Source organism: Polynucleobacter sphagniphilus, from assembly GCF_001953355.1.
Classification (GTDB): domain Bacteria; phylum Pseudomonadota; class Gammaproteobacteria; order Burkholderiales; family Burkholderiaceae; genus Polynucleobacter; species Polynucleobacter sphagniphilus.
Map to the genome: position 1 here is coordinate 72,530 of NZ_MPIY01000006.1, position 25,988 is coordinate 98,517.

Here is a 25,988-nt window from a genome sequence, read left to right on the forward strand (position 1 = left end):
TTCCGTAATTTTGATTGCGGCGACCATAAGGTAGGTTTGTAATGACGGTAAATCGTAAGGGCATTATTTTGGCAGGCGGCTCTGGCACGCGTCTTTATCCGGTGACTCAAGCGGTATCTAAACAGTTGATGCCTGTCTATGACAAGCCAATGGTCTATTACCCTTTAACTACTTTGATGCTTGCCGGTATCCGCGATATTTTGTTAATTTCTACCCCGCATGACACACCACGCTTTTCTGAATTACTGGGCGATGGCTCTCAATGGGGCCTCAATATTGAATATTGTGTACAACCTTCTCCGGATGGCTTGGCACAAGCATTTACCTTAGGCAAACACTTTGTTGGCAATAACCCAAGCGCTCTAGTTCTTGGGGATAATATTTTCTACGGCCATGAATTAGTCGAGCAGCTCAATAGTGCCAATAGCAGGCATTCTGGGGCTACTGTATTTGCTTATCATGTAAATGATCCAGAACGCTATGGCGTGGTGGAGTTTGACAAAGATTACAAAGCCCTTTCGATTGAAGAGAAGCCCGCCAAGCCTAGAAGTAGTTACGCTGTGACGGGTTTATATTTTTACGATAATCAGGTTTGCGATATTGCTGCCGCCATCAAGCCGAGCGCCCGTGGCGAGTTGGAGATTACCGATGTCAATCGTGTTTATCTTGAAAAAAATGAATTGAGCGTGGAAATCATGGGGCGTGGTTTTGCATGGCTCGACACCGGCACGCATGACTCACTCTTGGATGCGGCAGGCTTTATTGCGACCCTGCAAAAACGTCAGGGTTTGATGGTTGCTTGCCCTGAAGAAATTGCTTACCGTCAAGGTTGGATCAGCGCCGATCTTGTGCAAAAAGTGGCGGCACAATTAAGTAAAAATAGCTACGGCCAATATTTGAGCAAAATTTTGCATGAGCTCAACACATCGGCTCAGCCAATTGCGATATCGACTAGAAAGACTATTTAATGACTGCTAATCTTTCGCATCCGAAGCTTGCTTTAATACCAACTGCAATCCATGATGTCTTTGTGGTGGAGCCTAAGGTATTTGGTGACGAACGCGGTTGGTTTACAGAATCTTTCAATGCACATGATTTTGCCCAGGCCACTGGCTTAAAGGTGGAATTTGTTCAAGATAATCATTCCTTTTCTCGTCAATGGACTTTGCGTGGTTTGCACTATCAGTTAGAGCAAACTCAGGGCAAATTGGTCAGAGTAGTTGCAGGCAGTGTTTTTGATGTAGCGGTTGATATTCGTAAAGACTCTCCTACCTATGGAAAGTGGGTGGGGGTGGAGCTCAGCGCCCAAAATCACAAGCAATTATGGATACCAGCCGGTTTAGCGCATGGTTTTTTGGTTTTATCTGAAAACGCAGAATTTCTCTATAAGACAACGGATTACTACCATCCGCAAAGCGAGGCTTGCTTGGCCTGGAATGATCCCACGGTAGGTATCCAATGGCCCTTAGCCGCTGGTGTTGCTCCTAATATGAACGCGAAGGATGCCGCGGGCCTTCTTTGGGATGCAGCCCCGAAGTTTTAAAGCGCTTGGCAAAAAATAAGATAATGCTCGTATGAGCAACGCATCAGCTAACGCCCCTAAAATTTTGCTAGTCAAGCTCTCCTCTCTGGGGGATGTGCTTCACAATCTGCCAATAGTTTGGGACTTACGTGCTCGCTTGCCCAATGCGCAAATCGATTGGGTCGTAGAGGAAGCTTATGTTCATCTTCTTGAGCCTTTGCTCTCGAAAGATGGTTTTAGAGGCATTGATCGCATTATTCCATTGGGCTTGCGACGCTGGAAAAAATCGATATTCAAAATCAATTCTTGGAAGCAGTTCTTTGCTTTCAAAAAAGAGTTGCAAGCAAAGACCTATGATGTACTGATTGAAACCCAGGGCTTACTCAAGTCAGCGCTAGTCTGTGCATTAGCAAATAAAAGTAAGGATGCGCAGGTGATTGGCTTGGCAAATGCCACTAAATTTTCTGGATATGAGCCCCTGGCGCGTGCTTTTTATACTGAATCAGTTCAGGTCCCCAAGCAATGCCATGCGGTGGATCGTTCGCGGTGGCTCACTTGCGCAGCTTTTGATTGGCCTGTAATGAATCGATCAACTACCCCACATTTTTATCCAGAAAACTTTGTGGCTAATTTGGCGAATACTCACTTTGCAGGAATACAAAAGCCATATGTATTATTTTTTCATTCCACAGCCAGAGATGCTAAGCGCTGGCCAAATGAGAGTTGGGTTGCGTTAGGTAATGTATTGGCAAAAGAAGGTTATCAAGTCGTTCTGCCATGGGGTAATCCAGCCGAAAAGCAGGTAAGTGAGGAATTGGCTTTGCAGATCGCGGGTGCACTTGTGCCTAAGCGTTTTTCTATTGCGCAAGCTTTTGGCTTGATAGCGGGTGCTGCTCTCACGGTGGGGGTCGATACTGGCCTGACTCATCTTGCTGCAGTACTTGGTAAGGCCACAGTAGAGATTTACTGCGATTCACCGACATGGAAGACCGAGGGGTATTGGTCAAAACAAATTCGCAATACTGGCGATATGGGTAAGTCTCCTAGTGCTAGTGAGGTGATAGATGCTTCTCTGGAGCTGCTGCATCAAGCCTAATCATTTTTTATTGAAACCGCTTCTACCTTTAAAATTGAGACTATGGAAATCATATTGTTATTAAAAGCACTTATTTTGGGTGTGGTTGAAGGTTTAACAGAGTTTTTGCCCGTGTCGAGTACGGGGCATCTCATCTTGGTGGGCGATTTACTGAATTTCAATGACGAGAGGGGTAAAGCCTTTGAGGTCATTATTCAATTTGGCGCCATCTTGGCAGTCTGTTGGGAGTTTCGTGAAAAGCTTTTAAAGGTGGCGTGCTCGTTTAAAACCAGCCCAGTCGCACGTCGTTTTGTACTCAATTTATTGATTGCGGCTGCCCCTGCAATGGGCTTGGGCTATCTGTTTAGCAAACATATCAAAGCAGTCCTGTTTGCTCCAATACCAGTGGCCACAGCATTCATTGTTGGCGCCCTTGTGATCTTTTGGGCTGAGCGTCGTCAGGCTAGGGTTGGTACGGGTGCCAATAAGGCTTACATCCAGTCTATTGATGATCTCACTCCTTTGGATGCCTTGAAGGTGGGGATAGCGCAATGTGCTGCATTAATACCGGGAACCTCTCGCTCTGGCGCCACCATTATTGGTGGGATGTTATTTGGTCTCCCGCGCGTTGTCGCTACAGAGTTCTCTTTTTTCTTGGCTATTCCTGTCATTGGAGGGGCTACGGCTTATGAGCTGTTAAAACTTTGGAAATCTCCAGTACCCATTTCTGGAGATTACAGTTTGGTAATTCTGGTGGGTTTTGTCGCAGCTTTTATTTCTGCCTTTATCTGCGTGCGTTGGTTATTGCACTATGTGGCTCATCACAATTTCATTCCGTTTGCTTGGTATCGCATTGTTTTTGGACTTTTGATATTGATTAGCGCCTACAGTGGCTTAGTTAGTTGGACACAATAATTTAGTTTGTACGAGGAAGCGCTATGGATGTATCAATTGATGCTATTACCAATAATATTCAGCTTGCGCTTGCGCCAGTATTTCTATTGACGGCAGTGGCTACTTTACTCAATGCCATCTCAACGCGATTAGCGCGCTCAGTAGATCGGATGCGAGAGATTCTGAAAAGAATTTCTGATGGACACATCACCGATGAAAAAATGCTCAAGCATATGCATCGCGAGGCAAATGAAGCGAAGATTCGTGGACGGCTTTGCACAGCCTCTATTTTCTTTGATGTACTAAGCGGCATCTTTATTTCATTAACCGTTCTGGAGCTCTTTTTCTTCCAGGCAGGTGCAGTGCGATCTTTGCAAACTAGCTATGTGATTTGGACATTTGTACTGGGTTTATTGTCCTTTATGCTTTCTCTCTCAATTATTTTGGGTGAAGTGGTCTATGCCTACCGTTCAGCTGGTTGGTTTATTCCAGGCTCTGAGTTAAATAAATAACCCGAATGAATTCAATGAATACAGAACGAATTCGCTCCTTTGTTTTAAGGGCGGGCAGAACTACTGCAGGTCAGCAGCGAGCTATCGAGGAGTTGGGACCGCAATTCTTGATCCCTTTCCAAGATGCCATATTAGATTTACAGGCAGCATTTGGTGGGTCTACTAAACCTAAGATATTAGAAATTGGTTTTGGCATGGGTGAAACAACAGCGAAAATTGCCGCCCTACGCAATGAAGATGATTTTCTAGCAATTGAAGTTCATCCCCCTGGAGTGGGCGCTTTACTGAAGCTGATTGGGGAGAATGCATTAAGTAATTTACGCCTCATCCGTCATGATGCGGTAGAGGTTCTAGAGAAAATGATTGCCCCTAACTCTTTGGATGGCATTCATATTTATTTTGCTGATCCTTGGCATAAAAAACGTCATCATAAGCGTCGCTTGATTCAGGCGGCATTTGTGCAATTATTAATTTCTAGATTAAAGCCCGGCGCTTATTTGCATTTAGCAACCGATTGGCATAACTATGCAGAGCAGATGCTGCTGGTCTTAAATGCGCAGGATGGTTTGCAAAATACTGCTACTGAACAAGTGCGGATAGAAACTTTTGGGGTTGATGATGTAGCGGTAGAAGGGGTAGTAAGCAATGAATTCAAACCCAGTATGGGGCAACTCCAGTCGCAGCACCTTGGCTATGTCGAGCGACCAGCCTATCGGCCAATTACCAAGTTTGAAAATCGAGGTCTAAAACTGGGCCATGGCGTGTGGGACTTGGTTTACCTAAAAAAATAAATCTCACACCAGTGTCTCACAGTCCGATGCAAACGTATTTCATTTCAAGGTATTCGTCCATACCGTAGATGCTGCCTTCGCGGCCTAGGCCGGATTGCTTGATGCCTCCAAAAGGCGCAACCTCATTAGAAATGATTCCTGTATTTACGCCCACAATACCGTAATCGAGGGCTTCGGCCGCCTTCCAAATACGACCGATATCGCGACTATAGAAATACGATGCTAAGCCATACTGACTATCGTTGGCTAAAGCAATGACTTCATCATCGCTGGCAAATGGAATGATGGGGGCTACAGGCCCAAATGTTTCTTCGTGGGTGATGAGCATGTCTTTATCAACATTAGCCAAGATGGTTGGCTCGTAGAAAGTGCCGCCCAATACCGAGCGTTTGCCTCCAGCTACCAGGGTTGCCCCTTTAGAAATAGCATCTGCCACATGGCGTTCTACTTTAGTCAATGCAGCAGGTTCAATCAATGGGCCTTGTGTGATTCCGGCATCTAAACCATTACCCACTTTGATGGATTGAATCGCTTTCGCAAATTTTTCCACAAATACATCATGAATTTTTTGATGGACATAGAAGCGATTTGCGCAAACACAAGTTTGTCCTGAGTTACGGAATTTAGAGGCAACCGCTCCCGCAACCGCTGCATCAATATCGGCATCTTCAAAAACAATAAATGGGGCATGGCCACCTAACTCTAAGGCTAGCTTTTTGACTGTTGGTGCACATTGGGTCATCAAAATTCGACCCACTTCAGTTGATCCAGTAAAGGAGAGGTGGCGCACTGTGGGTGATGCGCACAAGACCTTGCCAATAGCGATCGATTGCTTTTCATCTGCGGTCAGAATATTGATGACGCCAGCAGGGATGCCTGCGCGCATGGACAGTTCTGCTAATGCAAGAGCGGAAAGGGGCGTTAATTCAGCAGGCTTAATCACAATGGTGCAACCAGCCGCCATGGCTGGAGCAATTTTGCGCGTGATCATTGCAATTGGAAAATTCCAAGGGGTAATAGCAACGCATACTCCAATGGGCTGCTTGAGTACCATCAAGCGCTTATCACTCCAGGTGGTGCTTGGAATTGCTCCAGCCACTCTTTTGGCCTCTTCAGCAAACCATTCAATAAAGGAGGCGCCATAGCTAACTTCCCCTATTGCCTCAACGAGTGGTTTTCCTTGTTCAAGCGTCATCAGGGTTGCCAAGTCTGATGCATGTTCTGTAATGAGCTCAAACCACTTACGCATCATATTGGCGCGCTCTTTGCCGGTCTTACTGCACCATTCTGGAAGCGCAGCATTTGCAGCGCCAATCGCTCGCTCTGCTTGAGCGATATCTACATTGGCTACATCTGCAATATGCTCATTTGTGGCGGGGTTATTGACAGCAAATCGCTCACCCGTGGCTGCTTTTGTCCATTGACCATGAATAAAGGCATCTTCTTTGAAGAGAGAGGGGTCTTTGAGGTGATGGCGAATGTCAATTTTTGGCATGATGGCTTTTCTCAGTATGCGTCTTGGATCAAACAAAGTACTTTTTTGATTTTATTCCTCAAATGAGAGATGGGCGGATAAGAAAAAACCCTTCTGAACTGCCAGAAGGGTTGGGTCTCATATGAGTGTTGTAGGCCTTAACCGGCTTGGATTTCAGTGCTACGTAGTTTTTGAGCCAAGAGGTCAAGAACGCCATTGACATATTTATGACCATCTGTCCCGCCAAATGTCTTAGCCAGCTCAACCGCCTCGTTGATGGCTACCTTATAAGGAACCGCTAGATCAATCGCTAATTCGTAGGTACCAATTAATAGGGCGGCATGCTCTACTGGGGAAAGCTCATTGATGGGGCGATCTAATGCGGGCGTGATGAGGGCTTCCAATTCATCGGTACGCTCTACTACGCCATCAAAAATACCCTGAAATAAATCGTGTTGGCAGCGACGAAAGCCGGGGTCTTCTGCAAGTTGCTTGGCAATGGCTGCAGCATTAGGAATGCTACCGGCACGGCGCATGACCAGGCTTTGATACACGCCTTGTAATGCATATTCACGTGCACGGCGACGTGGAGTCAGGGAGCGCTTGGGCGCGGCGCTCTTATTCTCTTTATTGCCATCAGGCGATATTGAATGGGTACTGTTCTTAGACATGAATAAATTACTCAGTTGGAGAGTTGATTTCGATATCGAGATCAGGGGTGAGGGCTAATGCCAGGTTGGCCATCTCAACAACGGCTTTAGCGCATTCAGCACCTTTCACTTGAACGCGCACTTGCGCCTGTTCATCGGTATCGCAGGTAAGTACGCCATTGGCAATAGGCAAGCCGGAATCTAGTGAAATACGTGTGATGCCTGAGGCTGACTCATTGGAAACCAATTCAAAGTGATAGGTGTCGCCACGAATCACAGCCCCCAAAGCAACTAAGCCATCGAATTCGCCAGTTTCCACCATTTTTTGTAGTGCAAATGGAATTTCTAGGGCGCCTGGTACGGTGACTAGCTTGATGTCGTCTTGAGAAACACCTAAGGCAATTAATTCTTCGATACAGGCATTTCTCAGCGCAAGGCAGTGGTCTTCATTGAAGCGGGCTTGCACAATACCGATGCGTAGATCTTGGCCATTAAAGTCGACCGCTAAAACACCGACGCTACCGTTTAGATTGGTTGTTGTCATGATCATAAATTCGTTTCTTGATGAAGGGCAGAAGCAGAAAAAGGGGCATATCCTGTTACTTCGAGCTTGTAACCAGATAGGCTGGGAGTAGGGCTGGGGTTGGCGAGTAAGCGCATTTTTCCAACGCCAATGTCTTTCAAGATTTGAGCGCCGATACCGTAACTGCGAAAATCAGTTTTACGAGCCAGTGGCTTGTTAGAGGGCTCATCTTGAGATTGATTGAGTTTTTGAAACTGCGCTAGCCAATCATTCTCATGGGGTGCGCCAATGCCTGAAGCATTGAGTAATACCGCTACACCTGCAGGAGAGGCTGCAATTTGCTCTAAGGCGCTTCCCAATGGCCATGAGTGTGTGCTGATCTGAGCATCTAAAAAAATCAAGCACTGTTACCGGCTCATGAACCCGCACTAATGTTTCTTTGGCTTCAGAGGGTGTTCCTTGAACCAAGGCGATGTGAATTGAAGAGCTAGGGGTATCGCGATACACAATCCCCTTGAACGTTCCCCAAGGGGTAGCAAATTCACGCTCACCTTCGCGAACGACAATGCTTTCATGTTGACTGCGATATTGAATGAGGTCGGCAATACTGCCAATCTTTAATTGATGCTCTTGGGCGAACTCGAGCAAGTCGGGGAGGCGCGCCATACTACCGTCATCCTTCATGATTTCACAAATGACTGCCGTTGGAGAGCAACCTGCCATGGCAGCCAGATCACAACCTGCCTCAGTATGGCCAGAGCGAATTAATACTCCACCAGGTTGTGCCATCAATGGAAAGATATGGCCGGGTTGCACCAGATCGTTTGGTTTGGCGTGAGGTGCTACAGCAGCTTTAATAGTATGAGCACGATCGGCTGCTGAAATGCCAGTTGTTACACCGCTGGCTGCTTCAATCGAAACTGTAAAGTTGGTACCCATTGAGGTGCCGTTGTCGCGCACCATCAACGGTAGATTTAATTGTTGGCAACGCTCACGGGTGAGGGTGAGGCAAATCAGGCCACGACCGAACTTGGCCATGAAGTTGACCGCATCTGCAGTGACATGATCGGCTGCAAGAACTAAATCACCTTCATTTTCGCGATCTTCCTCGTCGACCAGGATCACCATCCTGCCGGCGCGCAGCTCAGCAACGATTTCTTCGGTTGGGGCGAGTGTATTTGGCATAGCTCTCTATTTTAAGCTGAGCGGGGCTTTGTAGTTAGGTTCACTGGTGATATCACCCCTTTCTGACAAAACACCTCCATCTGGGGTGTTTAAGGGGCTCCCGCTTCCCTTGAAAATAAGGGGTGACTCAGAAAATGCCCCCAAGAGATCGAATAAAGCATTTGCAATCGGGGGGATTTATTTTGCTTGAGGTGCTGATGGCAATGGCTTTGGTGATGACTAGCTGGATGGCGATTGGCAATAGCTACCAGTCCTTAGCTTTACGCTGGGGTCAACTTCAGGAGAAAAGAGCCCTCATTCACAGAGAGGCAGATCAATTTGAGCGATCTGTCTTCAATCCAAGAACACAAAAGACGGGGGTGATTCATGAGTCTACTCGAGTGCTTAGTAGGGCTGTCTCTCAGCCTCATCTTAATCGGTCCGTTAATTCGAACCAGCGGTGAATTCATATCTAAACAGATTGAATATGAAAAAAGGCAGTCACTCACGTTTGAGGCAGAAAGAGCTTTAGAGTTAATCGGCCGCTCCATTCGGATGGCTGGCTACCGAAATAGAAAAAATGACAAGGGTGGAATGCATTCATCATCTCAAAATATCCAGTGGATTGTGGTGACCAAGGGAGAGGGTTATCACCGCTCTGATTCAATTGAAATCAAGCACGAGTTATCTAATGGACTTGACTACGATTGCATTGGCAATACCCTTACTAATGAGCGCACTAAGAATAATTTGGCACTGCAGGGTTTTTCAGTTGAGCACCAAGCCACTGCACCAAAGGGAATGCGTATCAATGGGGGATCGCTCATTTGTAAATCACTCGATCGCCAGGGGCGCCCTCAAAAAACTACCTTAATGAATGGTGTGCAGCAGCTCTCTATCGATGAACTAGCCCAGCCACAGGGCTTAGCACGCTTATTTAGGGTGCGGATCACAATGACCGATGGGCGCCTCTTGCAGCGTGAATGGGAGCGGGTTTTTGCTACGCGTAACCTGTTGTGATTATTGCTTGGGTAGCCTCACTCGTCTTGATGATGTCAACACTCATTACTTATTTAGAGCGCCTCACGGCACTGGAAATCATCAGTGTGCATACGCTTAAGCAAACTCAGGATCATTTTGTAGCAGCGGAGAATGCGGTTATGGAGTGTCAAAACAATCTCTCGTCTATTAGTGCAGCACAGCTGCAAGCTTGCTATCTCCAATCAGCGGGGAATAATTACTGGCTCATCTCAAGTAAGGAAAAGCCGATCATTGAAGTATTGGTTCTCTTGGACGATAAAACGGGAATCGTAAGCAGACTAAATTGGCGCCAAGGCCTTGAGTAAGGAGTCTGGCGCGAGCCTCTTGGAGTTGATGGCAGTTGTATTCATTGTTGCCATCCTTGCCATGTCATCTATGCCTTTATTGCAAGGTCAATTAGCAGTGCGTGAAATTGAAACCATTGCCAGGCGCTTTATTGGTCATGCCCAATTTGCCCGTCAACAGGCTCTGTATTTAGGTCAGTCAGTGCAGATGACGCCACAGGAGGGTAATAACTGGGATAGTGGGTGGTCAGTTATCAGTGCTGGTAACAAGTCAGAGATTAGTAAGCATTGGCTGGCTCAGGGCGCTATTGATCCCATCTACTTTAAGGATGGCGGCAAGCAATTTAGTGACCCTCATTCTTCAAAGAAGGGCATCCGTTTTAATGGCGCTGGCGCTGCTAAAACAGGCTCTGGCGGTTTTGTCGCCAATCGCTTGATATTGGGGCATCGGCTAAAGCCAGAACTGGAGCGACATTTAATTCTTTCAAGTGGAGGACGCTGGCGCATCTGCGATCCACGGGTTGATAACAAGGGGTGCAGATGAGTCTTTCAGGGTAAATTTGATGCGATTGCCCACAATCGGTTTTAATAGACGTATGTATACCGCTGTTGACCATCAATGGATGCGCCAGGCATTAGCCGAGGCTAACAAATCCCTTTACCTATCTAACCCCAATCCCCGTGTGGGTTGTGTGATTGTGAAAGACGCTTTGGTCATTGGGTGTGGACATACGCAAAAGGTCGGTGGACCTCATGCGGAAGTTTGTGCATTAGCTGATGCACGGACTCAGGGATTCGATGTCGCGGGCTCTACGATTTATGTCACTTTAGAGCCTTGTAACCATACTGGGAGAACTCCCCCCTGTGTAGATGCCTTCATTGCCGCTCAACCTGCCAAGGTGGTAGTGGCTATGTCAGACCCCAATCCTTTAGTGGCGGGCAAAGGTCTAGAGCGCTTGAAGGCGGCTGGTATTGAGGTGCGTTGTGGCCTCATGGAAAAGGATGCTCGGCTTCTAAATCAGGGATTTATTTCTAGAATGACTCGTGGGTTGCCCTGGGTGCGTATGAAAATTGCTGCTAGTTTGGATGGTAAAACGGCCTTACCTAATGGCCATAGCCAATGGATTACCGGCGCCTTGGCTCGTGCAGATGGACATCATTGGCGGGCTCAGGCTTGTGCCATTGTTACTGGTGTTGGAACCGTTAAAGAAGATAACCCCAGTCTCAATGTCAGAGAGGTAGCAACCGAGCGTCAGCCCTGGAAAATCATTATTGATTCCAAATTAGAGACACCATTGGATGCCAAGCTATTTCAAGATACCAATTTAAGTAAAGTCATTTTGGTATGTGCCGAACTCAATACACCTGAAAAGCGAGCGACCGCTGCCATTTTTGAGGCGCGTGGCATTGAAGTGATCGCCATGCCTAATCCTCAGGGCAAAGTCGATCTTCCGAGCTTATTTGCCTATTTGGCACAAAAGCGGGAGCTAAATGAGATTCATGTGGAGGCAGGCTTTAAATTAAATGGCTCTTTAATCAGAGAGGGTTGTGTTGATGAGTTGCTGCTGTATTACGCCCCTTTCTTTATGGGAGAGGGTATTGGTATGGCTAATATCTCTTTGCCCAGCCTAGAGCAGCGCCAAAATTGGCAGATCATCGATCAACAATTGTTTGGCGCAGACTTACGTATTCGACTACTTCAATCATCAAAATAGACCTCATATGTTTACTGGAATCATCACTGCAGTTGGAAAAATTACATCAGCCCAAGCGAAGGGTGATGGCATGCATTTGCGGGTGGAAGTGCCCGATGGCTATTTGAGTGACGTTGCTTTAGGTGACAGCATTGCGATTCAGGGTGCTTGTATGACGGCGACTCAAATCGAAGGCAATACTTTCGCGTTAGATATCTCTGCTGAGTCGCTTCAAAAAACAGTTGGATTGGATGCCCTGGGCGGTGTCAATTTAGAAAAGGCTTTGCGTTTGAATGACCGTTTGGGCGGCCATTTAGTCAGCGGTCATGTGGATGGTGTTGGTACAGTTGCGCACTTTGCTGCCGTGGCCCAAGATGCCTACGGCTCCTGGTTGCTGCGCATTGAGGCACCGCAAACACTTGCTGCTTTTTTAGCCTACAAGGGTTCGATTGTAGTTAATGGTGTATCGCTCACAGTGAATAAAACAGAAGACACTGCTACTGCCTGTATGGTGGATATCAATCTCATACCCCACACCTTGCAAAGTACTACCTTAGGTAAGTTAAAGCAGGGCGATCAAGTGAATTTGGAGATTGACCTTATTGCCCGTTACGTGGCTCGCATGCTTGAGACACAAGCAAAATAAAAAAACTTATTTCTTTTGGTAGCGAGTGGGGTCGCTGAGCTTGGCTTGCAAGAAGCCTGCTTGCCTTAAGCGACAGGATTCACATTCACCGCAGGCTTCCCCCAAGTCATTTGCTTGATAGCACGATACTGTTTGCGAGTAATCAACGCCTAAGGTGCTTCCTAAAGCGATGATCTGCGCTTTACTCATGCTAATGATGGGCGCGTGCACGCGGAAACGATTTTCATTATTTAAAGCTTCTACACCGGCTTTAGTGGCCAGATTAGCCATTGTTTCAAATGAAGCTACGTATTCAGGTCGGCAGTCAGGATAGCCTGAGTAATCCACTGCATTGGCGCCATAAAAAATATCTAGCCCACCTAAAGACTCTGCCCAGCCTAAGGCTAGTGACAGCAAAATGGTGTTGCGGGCAGGTACATAGGTCACCGGAATTTCTTGATCATTACCGGGTGTAATGGGCACATCAATCGATGAGTCAGTTAAGGCAGAGCCACCAAAGCGGGTGAGATCAAGATTGACAACCTCATGACGCACTACACCCATTTTTTTCGCAATGTGTTTAGCCGCTGCTAATTCAGAAGAGTGACGTTGGCCATACCCCACTGAGAGAACATAAGGGGCGTAACCTAAATCTTTTGCTAGAGCGAGGATAGTGGTTGAATCGAGTCCACCAGAAAACAAAATGACGGCAGGCGCATTGGGTATTCTGGGGGCAAGGTTTTCAAATGCAGCGGACAACTGTGACATAAATGAATGGTGACTTACTTGATAGTAGCCAAGAGTTGATGTGCGTCCTTTGCGGTGTCGCTATCTGGATATTTGGCAATAATTTCATTCAATGTTTTTTTAGCAGCTGCTTTATTCCCGCTCTCTAGCTGTGAACTACCCAAGGTCAGCATGGCCGCAGGAATGCGCGGGTGATTTGGGTAACGTTTGATGAGTGCTTGCAACTGAGCAATAGCACCCGCATAGTTTTTATTGGCATATTTGCTATTGCCACTCCAGTAGAGGACCAGTGGCAAATAGGGGCTTTGCGGGTACTTATTGGCAAAAGCAGAGAAGGCATCCTCCGCTTTTTTGAGGTTACCAGCCTGAAACGCTTTTAAAGCATCGTCATACGCTTTTTTCTCGCCAGGCTGCACGGTGCCGGTAACACCTTCAATGGTTTCAGTACGCGGCTCAAAATTACCCAGGCGGGTATCTAAATCTTGGTAGTACGTTTTCTGACTGCTACCAAGATCTTCACCTTGTTTTTCTAAATTCTCAATCTTGCCGCGCAGTTCCGCATTCTCAGTCTTGAGCGTCTCAATTTGATTCTGCAATTCCAGCTGAGTAGTCGCTAAAGATTTACGCAGATCCAGAATGGCTTTACGAGCTTCATCATCTGAGAACAGAGCCCATGCGTTGCTTGAAAGGGTCAAGCAAATGAGGGTAGCACTTAAACAAAACGCTCCTGAGAGCGTTTGTTTAAAAAGGTATTGAGACTTTTTCATTTAGTTGGTGATGTACACAATATCAGCACGACGGTTTTCAGCCCAAGCTGCTTCGTTATCACCTTCAGCTTTTGGTTTCTCCTTACCAAAGCTGACTGCTTCCATTTGGTCATCCGATACGCCCATCAGGTTTAAAGATTTGCGTACGGCATCAGAACGACGTTGACCCAAAGCCAAGTTGTATTCGGCGGTACCACGATCATCGGTATTACCCTGGATGATGATTTTTTGTTTTGGATTAGCCTTTAAGTAGCTAGCATGAGCAGACAATAATTTTTGGTACTTGGTCTGCACAGTGTATTCATTGAAATCAAAATACACGCTGCGTTGATAGAGTGGGCTTTGTGGATCATTCCAAGGCTGTGAAGCAAAATTGCCAGAACCACCTTTAGAGCCATCAGCATTGACATCGTCTAATGCTACGCTTGAGCAAGCGGCCAAGAGTAGAGCGCTTGCCCCTAAAATTGCTAATGTTGCGGCGCGGCGCGCAGTAGAAATCGTCATGATCTTCCCTTTTTTCTTACAAAATAAGTAACTAAATAACTGAATACTTAATATTATGCTCCCAAGAGACTTTATTTTTCACTCAAAGCCCCATTTTTAGGCACTAAATCGGGCTTTCACCACATTGTGAAATAAGTTTGCAGCCTTAGTCCATAAATGGACCCCAGGATGGTTGACGTATATCCGATCCTGGAATGGTGAGCACTTGCTTCGAGTTGCCGTCCACTGAGACTGCCGCTAATACGCGTTTGCCATTGACCTTGGTGGAATAGAGGACATAACGACCATTGGCTGCAAAGGAGGGGGATTCGTCGGAGCTGCCATCCGTTAGCGCTTGCGCATCACCGGTAGCGAGATTAAGGATATACAGGCGGAAGGCGCCCCCAATATTGGCGATATAGGCTAGGTACTTGCCGTCTGGGGAGATGCGTGGCGAAGTTACAAAACCTTGCTTGTATGTCACGCGCTTGGCGCCCTCGACCTGTTCTCCTTCAGCACTCATACGATAAATTTGCGGATTGCCACCGCGATCGCTCGTAAAGTAGATGGAGCGGCCATCGGGAGAGTACTGTGGTTCGGTATCAATCGTGCTGCCGCGTGTTAAACGACGCAGGCCAGTACCATCTGAATTAATTTCATAAATTTGAGTATTGCCATCTTTTGAGAGGGATACTGCGAGCTTTTTGCCATCAGGCGACCATGCTGGTGCACTGTTATTCCCCTTTTGGTTGGAAAGGGAAATGCGGCGGCCGGTTGCTAGCTCGTGGACGTAGATTACGGGTTTGCGATCCTCAAAAGAAACGTAAGCCACCTTCTTGCCATCGGGTGACCAAGACGGAGAAATAATAGGCTCAGCACTATTGAGTGCATTGCGAATATTTTGACCATCCGCATCTGAGATGACTAAGCGATAACGCTTGCCTTCTTTAATGACATAGGACAGACGGGTCGAAAATACACCGCGCTCACCCAGTAATTTGAAGATGATGTCATCAGCAATTTTGTGAGCAACGGCACGCAGATTATCGGCGCTGGATGACAGATTAAGGCCGCCTAAACTTTGGGATTTGCGAATGTCAAACAGCTTGTAGTGGATATCAAATTGACCATTGCCAGTTTGCACAACGGAGCCAACGACCAGGGCATCTGCGCCGCGCGCCGCCCAGGACTTGTAATTGGGAGTGCCTTCATCGCTTTCGACAGCATTACCATTTTCGGTATTTTTAAAGTAGCCACTGCGCGCTAAATCTTGACGAATGATCTCGGTGACATTGGTAGGTAATTTGTTCTCATCCTTAAAGCGCATGACTGCAATCGGATAAAGCGATTGACCAACACCAGTAATTTCAATATTCATCTGGGCAAAGGCCGGCGCTATAAAGCCCATGCTACAGAGGGAAAAAGCACAAAGAGCGATGGAGAATGGTTTCTTAAACAAATGCAACATGCTTTAGTCCTTGGGTTTAAAGGTGAGCTTTACTTGTCGTTGAGGAATTTTGCCATTGTCATCTTTTGGCAAGCTTTCAGCGCGAGTTAAGGCAAGTAATACTGCGCGATCCCAGCCCGCATTGCCACTGGAGGTCAGAATGCTGGTGCTTAAGATAGCCCCATCCGGAGCCAAATCTACTTTGATCACTGCCGCTGGATTGCCACTGATTGATTCAGGGTTAAACACAATTAAGGGTTTGACCTTTTTAATTACTTTATCGGTCCAGCCAGGTGGGGCATTGCCGCCGCCACCAACCCCACTGCCACTAGTACCTCCACTGCCACCTTCCGCCCCAGCAGCTGCGCGTAGCTTGGCCAATTGGTCGGCACGTACTTTTTCAGCAGCAGCATCTGCTTTGGTTTGCGCTGGTGAGGGGGCTTCTGCTTTTTTGGGAGGCTCAGCTTTTTTAGGTGGTTCGACCTTTTTCGGTTTTTCTACCTCTTTTGGAGGAGGTGGTTTGACTGGCGGCACTGGCTTTGGCGCCTCTTTCACCACCTCTTTTTTCGGAGTCTCTTTTTCAACCGGCTTTTTCTTGACAGCAATTTCAGCAGCTTCTTCTTTTACTTCTGTCTTGAGTTCTGGTTCTGGAGTAACTACCGTTGGGACAGGGGCATCCCAAAGTTCCACTTCGACCCCAGCCGGAGTGCTGTTATTCCACTGAATGCCAATCATTAAAAAGGCTAGCAAGCCTAAGTGAATGACGAGCGAAAAGGTAAAAGCACGCTTGGTACTTTCGCTCTTCGTTAAGCGACCGCGCTCAAAGGGCTTGGGCGAGAAGGGCACGCTATTCATGAATAATGGATTGGGAAAGAAATAATGATGCTTATTGGCTCTTTACCGCTAGGCCAACCCGTTTCACGCCATTCTCTTTTAATTTGGACATGACTTCCATCACCACTTCATATTTGATGGATTTATCGGCTGCCAGAACTACGGGCTGCTCAGCGGAATTTTCAGCTTGACTGCGTGCAAATGCACCGAGTTCAAATTTAGTTAAGGTTTGGGTGGGTTGGCCATCTTTGCGCACAATCACATTTTCATCAGCATCAATGGTTAAAAATACAGGTGGTAGGGCTTGTACCTTCGCGCCACCAACGGTAGGCAGATTGACTACTCCGGGGTTAACCATGGGGGCGGTGACCATAAAGATGACCAAGAGCACTAACATCACATCGATGTAAGGCACCACATTAATGTCGGACATGACCCGACGTTTAGAGTTTCTTTTGAGTGAGGAGCTGGCCATACTTATTTACCTACAGCTTGGCGTTGCAAGATGTTGGTGAATTCCTCAATAAAACTTTCAAAGCGAATGGCTAAGCGATCAACATCAGTGGCAGCGCGGTTATAGGCAACCACGGCTGGAATCGCTGCAAACAAACCAATTGCCGTAGCTACTAAAGCTTCAGCAATACCAGGTGCTACAGCAGACAGGGTAGCGTTTTGTACGTTTGCCAAGCCACGGAAAGCGTGCATGATGCCCCAGACGGTTCCAAATAGGCCAATATAAGGGGAGACTGAGCCAACTGACGCCAAGAAGGGTAGATTGGCTTCCAGGCTATCCATTTCGCGCTGATAAGTGGCTTTCATGGCGCGGCGTGCGGCATCAATTTCACGTACTTTTAAGAACTCTTGCATCCCCGCTTCAAAAATATGCTCCAAGACGGCATCGCTGCGGGTATTGCGCTGCGAGGCTTCTAAAAGGGTATTGAGGTCGCCGCCAGACCAAAAATCACGCTCAAAGCGCTCGGTATCGCGCCGCACACCCCGCAAAACAGCTGTTTTTTTGAAAATAATGGTCCACGAGGCAATCGACATGCCCAGTAATAAGAGCATTACCAGTTGAACCAGCAGGCTTGCATTAAGGACAAGGGAGAGAAAGGAGAGGTCTTGAGTAGGGTTCATGTGTGGATTTTGTATGATGTAGGTTGATTTTACTTAAGCAATCCAACTTCTTCAGGATTATTACTATGTTTGACCGTCAAAACACCCTCGCCAAAACTGACTCTGAGTTATGGGCAGCCATCGAAAACGAAAATCGCCGTCAGGAAGATCATATTGAGCTGATTGCTTCTGAGAACTACACCTCTCCAGCAGTCATGACAGCGCAAGGCTCACAGCTAACCAATAAGTACGCAGAAGGTTACCCAGGCAAGCGCTATTACGGTGGTTGTGAGTTTGTGGACGTGGCTGAACAGTTGGCGATTGATCGCGTGAAAGCGCTGTTTGGTGCGGAAGCGGCAAACGTACAGCCCCATTGCGGTGCCTCTGCTAACCAGGCGGTATTTTTAGCTTTCTTAAAGCCAGGCGACACCTTTATGGGGATGAGTTTGGCCGAAGGTGGTCACCTAACCCACGGTATGGCATTGAACATGAGCGGTAAGTGGTTTAACCCCATTGCCTATGGCTTGGATAAGAATGAAGAAATTGATTACGAGCAAATGGAGCGCTTGGCTCGTGAGCACAAGCCTAAATTAATTATTGCTGGCGCATCGGCGTATTCAAAAAAAATTGATTTTGAGCGCATTGGCAAATTAGCCAAAGAGGTGGGCGCGATTTTCATGGTGGATATGGCGCACTATGCCGGCTTGATTGCTGCTGGTGTCTACCCAAATCCTGTGCCACATGCTGACATTGTGACCTCTACAACACATAAGAGTTTGCGCGGTCCTCGTGGCGGCATCATTTTGATGAAAGCGGAGCACGAGAAGGCAATTAATTCAGCGGTATTCCCTGGCTTGCAAGGCGGCCCTTTAATGCATGTGATTGCGGCTAAAGCGGTTGCCTTCAAAGAGGCGCAAGAACCTAGCTTTCAGGATTATCAAAAGCAGGTAGTAGCTAATGCTAAAGCCTTGGCAGAAACCTTGATTGAGCGTGGTTTACGGATTGTTTCAGGTGGCACAGACTCGCATGTGATGTTGGTAGATTTACGTGCCAAGAAAATGACAGGTAAAGAGGCCGAACGGGTATTGGGTGAAGCGCACATTACCTGTAACAAAAACGGTATTCCAAACGATCCGGAAAAACCGATGGTGACAAGCGGAATTCGTTTGGGCTCACCAGCGATGACCACTCGCGGTTTCAAAGAAGCTGAGGCAAGACAGGTTGGTCATTTCATTGCTGACATTTTGGACAATCCAAATGATCCTGAGAATATTGCTAAGGTGCGCGCGCAAGTTGCTGATCTGACTAAACGCTTCCCGGTTTACGGCTAAGCACACGTGCGCTGCCCATTTTGTCATGGTGACGATACCCAGGTGATGGATACCCGGGTATCGGATGAGGGCGATACCATTCGCCGCCGTCGCCGTTGCGCTGCCTGTGACAAACGTTTTACAACCCATGAGCGCGCAGAGCTAGCACTACCTTCAATTGTGAAAAAGAATGGCAGTCGCGTGGAATACAGCCACGAGAAATTAGCCAGCTCTATTAAGCTGGCATTACGCAAGCGCCCGGTTTCATCCGATTCAGTGGACGAATCCATTGGGCGGATTGAAGAGAAACTCCTCAGTCTAGGTGAAAAAGAAATTCCCAGTGAGCGCGTCGGTGAATTAGTGATGCGTGAACTCAAGCGCTTAGACAAGGTGGCGTATATCCGCTTTGCTTCTGTCTACCGCAGCTTTGCGGACATTGAATCTTTTGAGAGTGCCCTGAAAGAGTTGAAGTAACACTCTTCTTAATTAAATAATTTATTGCGCAGATGGGATTTATGAATAAAGTCATTGTTACCGGTGGCACAGGTTACATCGGATCGCATACGGTGGTGCAACTCATGAATGCCGGGATTGAGGTTGTCGTTTTAGATAACTTATCGAATAGTAATCAAGGGGTTATCGCGCGAATTGAAAAGCTGACGGGCAAACACCTTGAATTTATCGAAGGAGACATTCGCGATAGAGTGCTTTTGAGAAGGGTGTTTGAGCGGTATTCATTGAATGCCGTCATGCATTTTGCGGGCTTAAAGGCTGTTGGAGAATCCGAACAAGAACCCCTTAAGTATTTTGATAACAATGTTTCAGGCACTATTGTTTTGCTTGAGGAAATGATGCGGGCAAAAATAAATACGTTTATTTTTTCCTCTTCAGCTACTGTTTACGGCAATCCAGATACCGTTTGTTACAGTGAAACTACCCCCTTATCACCCATCAATGTGTATGGGAGAACGAAGTTGATGGTTGAGGATATATTGCGGGACCTAAAGAAGGCAAATCCCCAACTGCGCATTGCCTTGCTGCGCTATTTCAATCCAGTTGGCGCACATATTTCTGGCGAGATTGGTGAGAATCCCTTTGGAGTTCCCAATAATTTGATGCCGTTTATTTCACAAGTTGCAGTCGGGGTGAGGGAAAAACTCTTGATCTATGGTGGTGACTATCCCACGCCAGATGGAACGGGTTTGAGAGACTATATTCATGTTGATGATTTGGCTGCAGGACATTTGGCGGCGCTCAATGCCTTAAGTGATAGTCATTCGTTCATTACAGTCAATCTTGGAACCGGTAGGCCCTACAGCGTTTTGGAGATGGTTGCCGCCTTTGAGAAAGCCTCTGGAAAGAAAATTCCTTATGAGATAGTGGGGCGACGCCCAGGTGATTTGCCCGAATATTATGCGGACGCTAGTTTGGCAAAAAAACTATTGGGCTGGGAGACAAAATTAGGTATTGATCGCATGTGTAGCGATACGTGGAATTGGCAAAAAAATAATCCTACCGGGTATTGATTCGCCAACGCGTAATACAAATGCCAGCATCTGCTGGCATTTGTATTTTGAAGAGTCTACTGTTTTAGCTCACCCTCCCACTTGCTTACCACCGCAGTAGCGAGAGCATTACCCAGCACGTTGGTAGCAGAACGAGCCATATCCAAGAAGTGATCTACTCCTAAAATGAGTAGCACTCCTGCTTCAGGTAAGTGAAACTGCGAGAGTGTGGCAGCGATCACTACTAGTGAGGCGCGGGGTACTCCGGCAATACCTTTAGAGGTAATCATGAGGACCAAGAGCATCAGAAGCTGTTGGGTAAGGGGCATCTCAATACCATACACCTGGGCAATAAATAGTGCGGCAAAGGTGCAATACATCATCGAGCCATCTAGATTAAAAGAGTAGCCGACCGGCAATACAAAGGAAGCAATTTTGTTCGAGCATCCAAAGCGCTCGACTTGCTCTAAGGTCTTAGGGTAGGCTGCTTCAGAGCTAGCAGTGGTGAATGCCAGTAAGATGGGTTGGCGCAACATGGATACCAAATGAAACACTCTTTTCTTAAGGACGACTGAGCTGATTAAGATCAGCACTATCCATAAGGTCAGGATGGCGGCATAAAAACTGAGCATGAATTTGCCATAGGTCATCAATATTGCAAGGCCATTCTCAGCGATTGCAGCAGAAACTGCAGCAAATACCGCTACGGGAGCAAATTTCATGACTGCCGTAGTGATCTTGAGCATGATGTGCGAGAGCATATCCAAATTGCGTAAGAACTCATGCGCACGCTCGCCAAAGCTGGCAGTGGCCACCCCGAAAAAGACGGCGAACACCACAATCTGCAAAATTTCATTCTTACCCATGGCATCGATGATGCTGGTGGGAAAGATGTGCTTTACAAAATCTGCCAAATTAAGACTATTTTTATTCAGCGTTGAGCTGGCAGTCATTTCGGGCAGTGGTAAGTCTAACCCTGTGCCCGGATGGAGCAAGTTCACCATGACGAGTCCCAGCAAGAGTGAAACTACTGACATAGAGATGAACCAAGAGAAGGTTTTAAGGCCAACGCGTCCAATGGTGGAGGCATCCCCCATGCGGGCAATACCAACAGCTAAGGTGGAAAAAACTAAAGGAGCGATGATCATTTTGATCAAACGCAAAAAGACATCTGTCAATATCGAAATGTAGGAAACATACTGGCTGGATAGTCCGGATTGAACGCCATACCAATTGATGAGGTAGCCAAAAATAATACCGAGCACCATGGCACCAAGAATAAATTGGGTGAGCTTATTTGATTTCATATGGAACCCTAGTTGTTTGCTAAATCATAAATGAAGCAATACGTTTACGAATCTTGCCCTACCAATAAAAAAGCCTGCGAAACCAACCGCAGGCTTTTTTTGGCTTTATGCTGATTACTTCAAAGCAGCATAGATCGAAGCTGTGATCTCTTCCACTTTCCCAGTACCGCTAACCTTGCGATACGCTGGCGCTTTTACTGTGTCAGCTGCACTACTTTGGTTGGCCCAAGTAGAGTAGTACTCCACTAATGGTCTGGTTTGATCGTTATAAACCTGCAGACGCTTGCGCACCGTTTCTTCTTTATCGTCATCACGCTGAATCAATGGTTCGCCTGTGACATCATCTTGACCTGCCACTTTGGGTGGATTGAATTTGATGTGATAAGTGCGACCTGAGGCTGGATGAACGCGACGACCACTCATGCGATCAATGATTGCATCAAACGGTACATCGATTTCTAGGACATAGTCGATGGGCACGGCTGCATCTTTCATTGCCTGCGCTTGAGGAATGGTGCGTGGGAAGCCATCAAACAAGTAACCCTTACTGCAATCAGGTTGTGTCAGACGGTCTTTTACCAAGCCAATAATGATGTCGTCAGAAACGAGTCCGCCTGCATCCATAATTTTCTTGGCAGCAATACCTAATTCAGTGCCTGCTTTTACTGCGGCACGCAACATATCGCCTGTTGAGATTTGTGGAATGCCAAATTTTTCACAAATGAACTGAGCTTGTGTTCCTTTGCCAGCACCTGGTGCACCGAGCAGAATTAACCGCATTGTTTTCCCCTTTGAAGACCTTAGATTGTCTCGTATTTTTTTGGGATCTTGACCCCGTAAGTCTTAGGATTATCCCCGAGAAGTGCCAGAGACCCTTTAAGCCGGAAAATCACCCAGGATTTGCCGAACGCGCTCGAGGTCTTCGGCGGTATCCACCCCTGCTGGCGGGGCTTCTGAGGCAGTATGAACAGCAATGCGATAGCCATTCCACAGGGCGCGCAACTGTTCTAAGGCCTCAGCCTGCTCTGGAGGAGCCGGGTCTAGGCGCGTATAGGCCTGCAAAAACTCAGCCCGATAGGCGTAAATACCCAAATGGCGTAAGTGTCTTGTTGGTGTATTGGGATCTCGCACAAAGGGAATGGGTGCTCTAGAGAAATAAAGCGCCTCATCCGCCTTATTGAGTACGACTTTGACCGCATTGGGATTGTCAATTTCTGCTGGGTCACAGATTTGAACGGCTACTGTAGAAATTGCGCATGCCGGATGATCGGCTAGTGTTTGGGCTACTTGATTAATCAGCTCTGGTGGAATGAGAGGTTCATCACCTTGCACATTGACGACTAAAGTTTGCGGAGGGAGTTTGAGTAGGCGTGCTACCTCGGCAATGCGATCGGTACCAGTAGGGTGATCGGCGCTAGTGAGCAAGCACTCAATTCGATGTTCCTGACATGCCTGGGCAATTTCAGGTGAATCCGTTGCCACAATGACGCTTTGGGCCAGCGATGCTTTTGCTCGCTCTGCCACCCGAATCACCATGGGTTTACCGCCAATGTCAGCAAGAGGTTTGCGCGGCAAGCGCGTAGAACCCAAGCGGGCCGGTATAACTACGAGAAATTCCAGAGGGGACTGACTCATCAAAATGAGCGCTTAAACCAACTCATCAGCAGTCAAGCTACGTGCTTCATCCACTAGCATGACGGGGATGTCATTGCGGATGGGGTATGCCAGGCGATCGGCTTTACAAATGAGCTCCTCTTTTGAGGAAGCTAAATGCAATGGGCTCTTGCACAAAGGGCAAACCAAAATTTCAAGTAAACGTTTGTCCATGCTGTTTCCGTTTTATAAAGTGTAGCCCTGAGGGTCTGGTCTGTGCAAAATGGATGTGACCCATTCAATGAATGCCTCGGGAAGCGCTAAATTCTGCGGCACCACCCAAATCCGCTCATCCTGTATACCCGCACATTTTACGGCATCCTTTTCGGTAATCAGAATGTACTGAGCAGCCAGATTCTCAAAGAATGGGGCTGTGTAAGTCGCATGGTCAGCCAGTGCAATTCCCTTGAGCGCAATCCCCTCTTTTTGGAGATCATCAAAAAAACGCTGTGGGTTACCAATAGCCGCTACTGCAAGCACATTATGTTGCAATGAGGCCTGCGCTATTTCTGCCAAGCTATTCGTGTGAGTAGAATGAATGAGTTGGTAAGGCTGTCCCAAACGGGCGCTTAAATTGAAGGCACGACGACCCATAAAATACTCATCGTTGAGATTGTGCCTGGATGCATTGTTAGCTGACATTCCAATCATGAGCGTGGCATCACGATCACGCGTGCTTGGTTCGCGTAATGGGCCTGCGGGTAATAAAAACCGATTACCTTCACCGCGTGCATCGCGCACTACCAATTCAATATCACGACCACCTTCGCGTGCAGGCCAACGTTTAAGACCGGCATGCTGCAAACCATCATCACTAATGATGACGTTGGTCGCTGGAAATTGCTTGAGTAGTGCCTCAATAGCAGCCTTGCGTTTTGGAAAAACCCACATTGGGAATTGCCCATCCGTTTTTTTAGCAATCAGAACCGGTTCATCCCCAACCATGGCAGGATCAGACTCCCTGGTCACTTGCATTGGAGAGGATAAGGATTGGGCACCATAGCCTCTACTAATAATCCCTGGTTTCCAACCAAGCCGTGCAAGTTGTGTGGCTAAGGCAATCACGATCGGTGTTTTACCAGTGCCACCCACCCGAATATTGCCCACAATGATGATGGGTACCGGCAAGCCTTTTTTCTGCCCTAGTTCAAGATCGCTTATGAGCTGGCGCGCACGCAGACCCAAGCCATACAGCCAAGAAAGGGGCCATAGCAAGAGGCTGATGGGTCCACGTCGTTCCCAAAAGCGTGGCGCATGTTTAAAAAAAGCCTTTTGCATTTTCGCGGTTATAGGTTTTTTAGAAAAGAGCATGAACTGTACTTTTGCCCATTATTTTTTAGTTTGACTACTAAAAACAATATTGGTGACATTGGCATCACGCGCTGCTTCAAGGGCGCTCATCACTGCTTGATGGGGTGCTCTAGCATCAGCGTCAATTTCAACTTGTATGTTTCCATTGGCATCTTTGCTTGTAATGCTATTGATCGCTTCGCTTAGTTGCAGGCGATCAGTCATTTTTCCATTGATGGCGTAACGACCATCTCGGCTAACAGCAATATGAATTTGCTTGATCTCTGTTTGGCTGTCGCTGCCATTTGCGGTTGGTAGGGTAATGGCTAATTCTTGATAGTGTGTAAAAGTAGTGGAGATCATCAAGAAGATCAAGACCACCAAGAGCACATCAATAAATGGAATGAGATTGATCTCAGGTTCAGGAGCAACTTCAACGGCTCCTAATGAAAACCTATTTTGCCGGCGGTGGCTTAACCAACTCATTGTCTTTCCAAAGCAGCTGGATAGAGTCTTTTAAACATTTGCCGTGTGAACTCTTCACACTCACGTTGACGATGATTGGCCATCGCCCTTAGCCCACGCCAAGCCGCCAATGCAGGCACTGCAATGAGTAAACCAAAAGCAGTGTTGTAAAGGGCTACCGAGATTCCATGTGCGAGCTGTTGGGGGCTACCTGCTGCGCCGCCACTACTACCGAAGATATCAATCATGCCAATGACTGTGCCAAATAGGCCTAATAGTGGAGCGACTGTAGCAATGGTGGCTAATGCACCGAGATAGCGATCCAATTTGAGCCAAACAGCCCCAGCGCTTGCTTGCAGTTCGTCTAGGGCCGATTGAGCGCTTTGACCAGCACTCTTTTCACGCAAGACACATGCAAATAGCGAACTTGCAGGCGACAATTGGGATAGGGTGGTAATTTCTGCTGGGGCCAGTGTTTTTTGTTTGGCCAGCTGTTCAGTGAGGCTAAAAGCGGTTTCCAGGCAATTTTTAGGCAGGATATGAATTTGGCGTAGATACCAGGCCCGCTCAATCACGATGGCGAGCCCCACGATGGAGATGATCAATAAGGGCCAAATAGGCCAGCCAGCAGACAGTAGAATGGAGTACATAAGCTCAGTACTTTAGCTCAATTAGTTACCCGCTTTCAGATTGCTTGCCTGTGGATAACTCTGTGCAAAACTTTTTAGTCAAAGAGAGGTAAGTCCTTGATTGATGGTGGAGTTGGGGTTTTAAGGGTGTATTGAGACTCCAATATCTAGAATATTTGTTGATATAAA

Annotated in this window: 31 protein-coding genes and 1 pseudogene; 14 read left to right on the plus strand and 18 right to left on the minus strand. The window is 47.2% G+C overall.

The features are described 5' to 3' along the window. The first annotated feature begins 41 nt into the window (after positions 1–41). From rfbA to trmB, 6 genes are read left to right on the plus strand one after another with little or no spacing between them, the layout of a single operon-like run. Positions 42–968: a glucose-1-phosphate thymidylyltransferase RfbA gene (gene rfbA, locus BOQ04_RS06910; RefSeq protein ID WP_076024024.1), complete on the plus strand. Its 927-nt coding sequence runs from the start codon at positions 42–44 to the stop codon at positions 966–968. Then, positions 968–1,543 carry a dTDP-4-dehydrorhamnose 3,5-epimerase gene (gene rfbC / locus BOQ04_RS06915; RefSeq protein WP_076024025.1) on the plus strand — a complete coding sequence of 192 codons (576 nt, stop codon included), beginning with the start codon at positions 968–970 and terminating at the stop codon, positions 1,541–1,543. Before rfbA ends, rfbC begins: the two co-directional genes overlap by 1 nt. 31 nt (positions 1,544–1,574) lie before the next feature. Beyond that, positions 1,575–2,618 carry a lipopolysaccharide heptosyltransferase I gene (gene waaC, locus BOQ04_RS06920; protein WP_076024026.1) on the plus strand — a complete coding sequence of 348 codons (1,044 nt, stop codon included), beginning with the start codon at positions 1,575–1,577 and terminating at the stop codon, positions 2,616–2,618. Between the two features lie 42 nt (positions 2,619–2,660). Continuing rightward, a complete protein-coding gene (locus tag BOQ04_RS06925; protein ID WP_076024027.1) occupies positions 2,661–3,512 on the plus strand; it encodes an undecaprenyl-diphosphate phosphatase in 852 nt (283 codons plus the stop codon). 23 nt (positions 3,513–3,535) lie between these two features. Then, positions 3,536–4,003 (plus strand): DUF2721 domain-containing protein, encoded by a 468-nt coding sequence (locus BOQ04_RS06930; protein ID WP_076024028.1) that lies wholly within the window; start codon positions 3,536–3,538, stop codon positions 4,001–4,003. A 5-nt stretch (positions 4,004–4,008) separates the two neighbouring features. Next, positions 4,009–4,794 carry a tRNA (guanosine(46)-N7)-methyltransferase TrmB gene (gene trmB / locus BOQ04_RS06935; RefSeq protein WP_083657550.1) on the plus strand — a complete coding sequence of 262 codons (786 nt, stop codon included), beginning with the start codon at positions 4,009–4,011 and terminating at the stop codon, positions 4,792–4,794. A 16-nt stretch (positions 4,795–4,810) separates the two neighbouring features. Here trmB and BOQ04_RS06940 read toward each other — a convergent pair whose 3' ends face one another. The 4 genes and pseudogenes from BOQ04_RS06940 to ribBA form a co-directional block, all read right to left on the minus strand. Continuing rightward, complete coding sequence (locus BOQ04_RS06940; RefSeq protein ID WP_076024030.1) at positions 4,811–6,289, minus strand: NAD-dependent succinate-semialdehyde dehydrogenase; 1,479 nt, start codon at positions 6,287–6,289, stop codon at positions 4,811–4,813. Between the two features lie 137 nt (positions 6,290–6,426). Further along, positions 6,427–6,939: a transcription antitermination factor NusB gene (gene nusB, locus BOQ04_RS06945; RefSeq protein ID WP_076024031.1), complete on the minus strand. Its 513-nt coding sequence runs from the start codon at positions 6,937–6,939 to the stop codon at positions 6,427–6,429. 7 nt (positions 6,940–6,946) lie between these two features. Next, positions 6,947–7,462: a 6,7-dimethyl-8-ribityllumazine synthase gene (gene ribH, locus BOQ04_RS06950; RefSeq protein ID WP_076024083.1), complete on the minus strand. Its 516-nt coding sequence runs from the start codon at positions 7,460–7,462 to the stop codon at positions 6,947–6,949. A gap of 2 nt (positions 7,463–7,464) precedes the next feature. After that, positions 7,465–8,626 (minus strand): annotated as a pseudogene (gene ribBA, locus BOQ04_RS06955) (bifunctional 3,4-dihydroxy-2-butanone-4-phosphate synthase/GTP cyclohydrolase II). Between the two features lie 366 nt (positions 8,627–8,992). Here ribBA and BOQ04_RS06960 point away from each other — a divergent pair. The 5 genes from BOQ04_RS06960 to BOQ04_RS06980 are packed head-to-tail and all read left to right on the plus strand — an operon-like array spanning position 8,993 to position 12,270. After that, entirely contained in the window at positions 8,993–9,625 is a 633-nt protein-coding gene (locus BOQ04_RS06960) for a PilW family protein (RefSeq protein ID WP_076024032.1), read from the plus strand. Between the two features lie 32 nt (positions 9,626–9,657). Continuing rightward, positions 9,658–9,951 (plus strand): hypothetical protein, encoded by a 294-nt coding sequence (locus BOQ04_RS06965; protein WP_233126701.1) that lies wholly within the window; start codon positions 9,658–9,660, stop codon positions 9,949–9,951. Beyond that, positions 9,944–10,474 (plus strand): GspH/FimT family pseudopilin, encoded by a 531-nt coding sequence (locus BOQ04_RS06970; RefSeq protein WP_233126703.1) that lies wholly within the window; start codon positions 9,944–9,946, stop codon positions 10,472–10,474. Before BOQ04_RS06965 ends, BOQ04_RS06970 begins: the two co-directional genes overlap by 8 nt. Before the next feature lie 52 nt (positions 10,475–10,526). Then, positions 10,527–11,645, plus strand: coding sequence for a bifunctional diaminohydroxyphosphoribosylaminopyrimidine deaminase/5-amino-6-(5-phosphoribosylamino)uracil reductase RibD (gene ribD / locus BOQ04_RS06975; RefSeq protein WP_076024085.1), 1,119 nt, complete (start codon positions 10,527–10,529; stop codon positions 11,643–11,645). A 7-nt stretch (positions 11,646–11,652) separates the two neighbouring features. After that, complete coding sequence (locus BOQ04_RS06980; protein ID WP_076024034.1) at positions 11,653–12,270, plus strand: riboflavin synthase; 618 nt, start codon at positions 11,653–11,655, stop codon at positions 12,268–12,270. A gap of 6 nt (positions 12,271–12,276) precedes the next feature. Here BOQ04_RS06980 and queC read toward each other — a convergent pair whose 3' ends face one another. From queC to tolQ, 7 genes are all read right to left on the minus strand, one after another. Then, entirely contained in the window at positions 12,277–13,017 is a 741-nt protein-coding gene (gene queC, locus BOQ04_RS06985; protein WP_076024035.1) for a 7-cyano-7-deazaguanine synthase QueC, read from the minus strand. Positions 13,018–13,031: 14 nt separating this feature from the next. Further along, complete coding sequence (ybgF, locus tag BOQ04_RS06990) at positions 13,032–13,763, minus strand: tol-pal system protein YbgF (RefSeq protein ID WP_076024036.1); 732 nt, start codon at positions 13,761–13,763, stop codon at positions 13,032–13,034. Then, the gene (gene pal / locus BOQ04_RS06995; RefSeq protein ID WP_076024037.1) at positions 13,764–14,267 is read right to left on the minus strand and encodes a peptidoglycan-associated lipoprotein Pal; all 504 of its coding nucleotides are present in this window, start codon (positions 14,265–14,267) and stop codon (positions 13,764–13,766) included. 145 nt (positions 14,268–14,412) lie between these two features. After that, positions 14,413–15,714, minus strand: coding sequence for a Tol-Pal system beta propeller repeat protein TolB (gene tolB / locus BOQ04_RS07000; protein ID WP_076024038.1), 1,302 nt, complete (start codon positions 15,712–15,714; stop codon positions 14,413–14,415). Positions 15,715–15,717: 3 nt separating this feature from the next. Continuing rightward, positions 15,718–16,548, minus strand: a complete 831-nt coding sequence (locus BOQ04_RS07005; protein WP_076024039.1) for an energy transducer TonB — start codon at positions 16,546–16,548, stop codon at positions 15,718–15,720. Between the two features lie 31 nt (positions 16,549–16,579). After that, positions 16,580–17,002: a protein TolR gene (tolR, locus tag BOQ04_RS07010; RefSeq protein ID WP_076024040.1), complete on the minus strand. Its 423-nt coding sequence runs from the start codon at positions 17,000–17,002 to the stop codon at positions 16,580–16,582. A gap of 2 nt (positions 17,003–17,004) precedes the next feature. Then, positions 17,005–17,661 (minus strand): protein TolQ, encoded by a 657-nt coding sequence (gene tolQ / locus BOQ04_RS07015; protein ID WP_076024041.1) that lies wholly within the window; start codon positions 17,659–17,661, stop codon positions 17,005–17,007. 65 nt (positions 17,662–17,726) lie between these two features. On the opposite strand from tolQ, the gene glyA reads away from it, so the two are divergent. The 3 genes from glyA to galE are packed head-to-tail and all read left to right on the plus strand — an operon-like array spanning position 17,727 to position 20,476. Continuing rightward, positions 17,727–18,971, plus strand: coding sequence for a serine hydroxymethyltransferase (gene glyA, locus BOQ04_RS07020; protein WP_076024042.1), 1,245 nt, complete (start codon positions 17,727–17,729; stop codon positions 18,969–18,971). Between the two features lie 6 nt (positions 18,972–18,977). Beyond that, complete coding sequence (gene nrdR, locus BOQ04_RS07025) at positions 18,978–19,424, plus strand: transcriptional regulator NrdR (RefSeq protein WP_076024043.1); 447 nt, start codon at positions 18,978–18,980, stop codon at positions 19,422–19,424. A 41-nt stretch (positions 19,425–19,465) separates the two neighbouring features. After that, positions 19,466–20,476 carry a UDP-glucose 4-epimerase GalE gene (gene galE, locus BOQ04_RS07030; RefSeq protein ID WP_076024044.1) on the plus strand — a complete coding sequence of 337 codons (1,011 nt, stop codon included), beginning with the start codon at positions 19,466–19,468 and terminating at the stop codon, positions 20,474–20,476. 56 nt (positions 20,477–20,532) lie between these two features. On the opposite strand, the gene BOQ04_RS07035 is transcribed toward galE, so the two are convergent. From BOQ04_RS07035 to BOQ04_RS07065, 7 genes are all read right to left on the minus strand, one after another. Further along, positions 20,533–21,762, minus strand: coding sequence for a dicarboxylate/amino acid:cation symporter (locus tag BOQ04_RS07035; RefSeq protein ID WP_076024045.1), 1,230 nt, complete (start codon positions 21,760–21,762; stop codon positions 20,533–20,535). 114 nt (positions 21,763–21,876) lie between these two features. Further along, positions 21,877–22,542: an adenylate kinase gene (gene adk, locus BOQ04_RS07040; RefSeq protein ID WP_076024046.1), complete on the minus strand. Its 666-nt coding sequence runs from the start codon at positions 22,540–22,542 to the stop codon at positions 21,877–21,879. Between the two features lie 96 nt (positions 22,543–22,638). Beyond that, a complete protein-coding gene (gene kdsB, locus BOQ04_RS07045; RefSeq protein WP_076024047.1) occupies positions 22,639–23,397 on the minus strand; it encodes a 3-deoxy-manno-octulosonate cytidylyltransferase in 759 nt (252 codons plus the stop codon). A gap of 12 nt (positions 23,398–23,409) precedes the next feature. Beyond that, entirely contained in the window at positions 23,410–23,589 is a 180-nt protein-coding gene (locus BOQ04_RS07050; protein ID WP_076024048.1) for a Trm112 family protein, read from the minus strand. A gap of 12 nt (positions 23,590–23,601) precedes the next feature. Beyond that, positions 23,602–24,693 carry a tetraacyldisaccharide 4'-kinase gene (gene lpxK, locus BOQ04_RS07055; protein WP_076024086.1) on the minus strand — a complete coding sequence of 364 codons (1,092 nt, stop codon included), beginning with the start codon at positions 24,691–24,693 and terminating at the stop codon, positions 23,602–23,604. Positions 24,694–24,744: 51 nt separating this feature from the next. Further along, entirely contained in the window at positions 24,745–25,191 is a 447-nt protein-coding gene (locus BOQ04_RS07060) for an ExbD/TolR family protein (protein ID WP_083657551.1), read from the minus strand. Next, positions 25,188–25,820: a MotA/TolQ/ExbB proton channel family protein gene (locus BOQ04_RS07065; RefSeq protein ID WP_076024049.1), complete on the minus strand. Its 633-nt coding sequence runs from the start codon at positions 25,818–25,820 to the stop codon at positions 25,188–25,190. Before BOQ04_RS07065 ends, BOQ04_RS07060 begins: the two co-directional genes overlap by 4 nt. Positions 25,821–25,988: the final 168 nt, after the last annotated feature.